The 3,601-nt window shown below is 43.7% G+C and carries 5 protein-coding genes; all 5 read right to left on the bottom strand.

The window, feature by feature from the left end:
- Positions 1-548 precede the first annotated feature (548 nt).
- A complete protein-coding gene (locus IM319_RS21525) occupies positions 549-974 on the bottom strand; it encodes a photosystem I reaction center subunit II PsaD (protein ID WP_286824595.1) in 426 nt (141 codons plus the stop codon).
- Between the two features lie 350 nt (positions 975-1,324).
- On the bottom strand, positions 1,325-2,962 hold the full coding sequence (locus IM319_RS21530; protein ID WP_287736874.1) for an ABC transporter permease: 1,638 nt from the start codon (positions 2,960-2,962) through the stop codon (positions 1,325-1,327).
- Positions 2,963-3,006: 44 nt separating this feature from the next.
- Complete coding sequence (locus IM319_RS21535; RefSeq protein ID WP_286824597.1) at positions 3,007-3,171, bottom strand: PIN domain-containing protein; 165 nt, start codon at positions 3,169-3,171, stop codon at positions 3,007-3,009.
- Positions 3,171-3,398, bottom strand: a complete 228-nt coding sequence (locus IM319_RS21540) for a hypothetical protein (protein WP_158199070.1) — start codon at positions 3,396-3,398, stop codon at positions 3,171-3,173. The genes IM319_RS21535 and IM319_RS21540 overlap by 1 nt, the downstream gene beginning before the upstream one ends.
- Before the next feature lie 89 nt (positions 3,399-3,487).
- Positions 3,488-3,601: transposase (locus tag IM319_RS21545; RefSeq protein WP_130758671.1), on the bottom strand; the 114-nt coding region annotated here is incomplete at its 5' end.

Below are 3,601 nucleotides of genomic sequence, written 5' to 3' on the forward strand. Positions count from 1 at the left end.
CTTGTTGCGCGCGACTTTTTACCCGGACAAGCTTTTCTGAACGGAACCCCCTAAGCCGAGTTTTCAAGGTGCTGTCCGCCCACTTGGTTTTCGAGACGGTCTTTTTAAGACTAACGTAAAGCCAACCTAGAACGGCGGGGTTTCCCACCCAAAATTTTCGATGAATTATGAATTATGAAGGAGTGGGAAGTGGGAAAGTGGGGAAGTGGGGAAGTGGGGAAGTGGGGAAGTGGGGAAGTGGGGAAGTGGGGAAGTGGGGAAGTGGGGGAATTTCAACTAAAACCCTAACACCCCCGCAACGCGCACGCAGTGACCACCCTAACACCCTAACACCCCAAAACCCCCCGCAACGCACACGCAGTGACCACCCTATCTCCTGACTCGGAGAATACTGACTCCTAACTCCTAACCCCAGGAAAAACTTTTTCAGCAAACCCTAACTAGCAATTAATTGCCGATTGCTATAAGAGAAATCGAGAGTCAGAAGTTAAATCTTAGGGCCAAATAGCTGCTAAATCTAACTCCCCACTCTCGATTTTAGGGATTATTTATGCTTCGTAGGGAGTGACACCAGAGAACTTAATTGTCGCTGGTTCGGGGTTTTTGCCGATATTGCGGTCTTTTTTGCCGAAAAATTCACGACCGGCGTTAACTTTTTCGGGGAAGACACCATCAGCAGGGTGGAGATACTGCACTTCACCACTGGGGTAAATCCGATAGATTTTGTAATCTTCGATTTTGGGCTTAAATTTCGTCCGCAATTGGGTACCAAGAGCGAGCGCCTGTTCTTTGCGGGCCAAATAGAGGAGATTTTCGCCTTCGTTCATGATAGCGGCGCCACCGGTGGGCATTTCAAAGACTTGTTCTTTGCTGCTTGTCCAGGTGATGGCGTATTTTTCTTCCAGATCGGCTTTGGCGAGTAAACCGCCCGTGCTGCCACCGAACTTAGGAGCTTTTCCAGAAAGTTCTGTCATAGGGTTTTGTTCTCTCTACAAAAATAAAGAAAAGGGGTTTTAGGGAATCCTATCACTGACACCCCCCCTCTCTAGTAGTCTTGTCAAGAACTGTAACATTATTTTGTACTAGACTATAGAACTAGGATTTACCGAAAAAGTTTTTCGTGGAGGCAGGGTGTGGGGTGTGGGGTTTTACCCATTTTCAGGGAAAAAGTGCCTAAATTTTCCCCCCGATCACTGCAAGGACTGGCACTTTTTGATTTTAAAAAAGCCTAAAGATATTATCCCACAAGGTTTTTAGATTTATTCAGCCAGATAGAACTAAGCTCTTGGCCGATCGCCAACTTGCCCAGGAATCGGCCGCCACTTTAATCGATCGCCCGTCGGGAAATTTGCCAACTTAAAAAAATTACCGGAATTAATCCCACTAAGACAATGGCCAGGGCCGGCGCCGCCGCTTCCACTAAACGTTCATCACTGGCGTATTGATAAACGCGCACCGCTAGGGTATCAAAATTAAAAGGTCTTAAGACCAAAGTAGCCGGTAATTCCTTCATCACATCGACAAAAACTAACATAGCCGCCGTCAATAATCCCCCCGACAAAAGAGGAATATGCACTTTAATTAAAGTGGCACCAGTGCCATAGCCAAGGCTGCGGGAAGCATCATCTAAACTAGGTTTAATTTTACTTAAACTCGATTCTAACGTGGAGAAAGCTACGGCTAAAAACCGGACAATATAGGCAAAAATCAGACAGAAAATCGTGCCGCTCAGAATTAAATTGATATTTAATCCTTGATTTAAAAAGTTATCTAATTTGCCGATAGGAATTAAAACCCCCACGGCAATAACAATGCCGGGGATAGCATAACCAGCGGCGGCAATCCGCACAGAACCCTTAATAGTTTTATTCGGATTAAGTCTTTCCCCGTAGGCGAGAATTAAAGCTAAAACTACCGCAATAATTGCGCTTAAACTAGCCAGAAAAAAACTGTTTAACGATAAACCAAGAAAGTCATTATTAAAAGTTTCTTGGGCATGATTAAAGGCTAGATAGGCCAGATAGAAAGCAGGGGCGATAAAACCAAGAAATACTGGTAAAAAACAGGCGATCATTGCCAAGAAACTACGAACAAATCCTAGTTCGTACTTAGTCGGTGACTGGAAACGATTGGTCATTTCATAGTAACGAGCTTGACGACGGGAGGATTGTTCGAGGAAAACTAAAACGAGGATAAATACCATTAAAACTGTTGATAACTGCCCCGCTGCTATGCGATCGCCCATACCGAACCAAGTATTATAAATCCCCGTGGTAAAAGCATTAATTCCGAAATACTGCACCGTACCAAAATCGTTAAGAGTTTCCATTAAAGCTAGGGCTAATCCCGCCATAATTGCCGGTCTTGCTAGGGGTAAAGCGACAGTAAAAAAACTGCGCCAAGGATTACATCCCAAGGAGCGACTTGCCTCCACCGTACAGACAGATTGCTCTAAAAAACCGACCCTTGCTAACAGATAAACGTAGGGATAAAGCACCAGTATTAACATCAGAATCCCCCCCCAGAGAGAACGGATATTAGGAAACCAATAATCCTCGACACTATTCCAACCGAAAACACTTCTTAAGAACGTCTGCACCGGACCAAAATAGTCCATCATATTGGTATAAGTATAGGCCAAGAGATAGGCAGGAGCGGCAAGGGGTAGTAATAATAACCATTGAAATTGTTGACAACCGGGAAATTGACACATCGTTGTTAACCAAGCTGTGCCGACACCGATGATTAAAACGCCGCTGCCCACCCCCCACATTAACCAAAAAGAATTAACTAGATAATCCCAGAGAACAGTTTCGATCAGATGTTGCCAGACTTGACTGGAATTAGTTAATAAACTACTGGCAACCGATAAAATCGGCAGGGACACAAGCAGGGCAATTAGTAAAACCGCAATTGTCCATCCCTGTCTAAAAAAAGAGCGAGATTTTTTCAGAAAAAACATTTTTAATAAGATTGTTAAAGCAATTTTTAAGGTGGGGGCAAATCCTAGGGACTGATAGAATAAAAAATGTCCGTGAGCGTTGTAGCTGTGACATACCCGACGATCTGACCAGAATCGATCGCCTGAAATAGTCGTTCTGCATCTTGGAAAAATAGCTCTCTCTGCAATAGAAAATCTAGGAGAACATTAGTATCAATTAAAACTCTCACTAAAGATATTTCTCCACCCGACGATCTTCCAACATGGCAGCTACTTCTTGGTCGGTTGGTGCAAGTTGGTCTGTTTTGAGTAAGCCACGCATCCGTTGAATTGCACCAGAACGATCAGGTCTAGCAATTGGGGTCTTCTGCAAGGACTCAATAATGGCGCTAACCAGATCAAGTCGATCGCTCGGTGATAGCTTAACCGCTTCTTCCTTTAGGTCTTGCAGTAACATAGACATTGCTTGGGGCTGAATATTCTGGAATTTATTAAAAATAATTATAACCTTGATTTATGAGGCTCTTCGTTACTCTTTATGCTAAATCAACAGACAAGATGCCAAGATAACATACTTCTAACCCAAAAATTCCGAAAGTTTCTAAAGCCATAGCCTCTTCGTTTTATTAGTTTAAGTTTATTGTTGATTCCCTCGACCAC

Source organism: Microcystis sp. M113S1, from assembly GCF_020246945.1.
Taxonomy (GTDB): Bacteria; Cyanobacteriota; Cyanobacteriia; order Cyanobacteriales; family Microcystaceae; genus Microcystis.